Annotated in this window: 1 protein-coding gene; it reads right to left on the minus strand. The window is 71.2% G+C overall.

What is annotated here, in order from left to right; all coding sequences use genetic code 11:
• Positions 1-206: 206 nt before the first annotated feature.
• Positions 207-635, minus strand: a 429-nt coding sequence (locus NZ773_16255) for a CoA transferase (protein ID MCS6803480.1), incomplete at its 5' end; no start/stop codon positions are given.

The raw sequence follows: 635 nt of genomic DNA on the forward strand, positions 1-635 counted from the left end.
GTGATCAAGGCGTCCGCCTCGCGCGCAAGGCGCTTGACGGTCGCCGCGCTCCCTTCGGGCGCGGCGATCACCTCGGCACCGCGCTCGGCGAGCAGCGCTTCGCCGGAACGGTCGATCGGGTCCACGAGCAGGACGCGCATTGCGGCAGCGAGGATATCCGAACGCTTCGCGCGGACGCGCCGGCAGGGGGATCGGTTTCGCGAGGCTCAGACGACGCCGGCGCGCCGCAACTGGGCGATCTCGGCGTCGCTCTTCCCGAGCAGGCCCCTGAGCACCTCGTCGGTGTGCTCGCCGAGAAGCGGCGGGGCGAGGCGGTACTCGACCGGGGTCTTCGAAAGCCGAAGCGGGCTTGCGACGAGCGGCGCGGCCGCGCCCGACGGGTGCGGCATGTCGACGCGCAGCCGCCGGTGGCGCACCTGCGGGTCCTCGAACACCTCCTTCATATTGTTGATCGGCCCGCAGGGGACGTTCGCCGCCTCGAGCGCCTCGATCCACTCGCGCTTCGAGCGCGTGCGCATGATCTCGCGGATGATCGGGACGAGTTCTGCGCGGTGCACGATGCGCTGGGACATCGTCCGGAAGCGCGGCTCCTCGGCCAGTTCCGGGCAGCCGGCCACCTTGCAGAAGCGCTCGAA

It is taken from the genome of Dehalococcoidia bacterium, assembly GCA_025054935.1.
GTDB lineage: Bacteria > Chloroflexota > Dehalococcoidia > SpSt-223 > SpSt-223 > JANWZD01.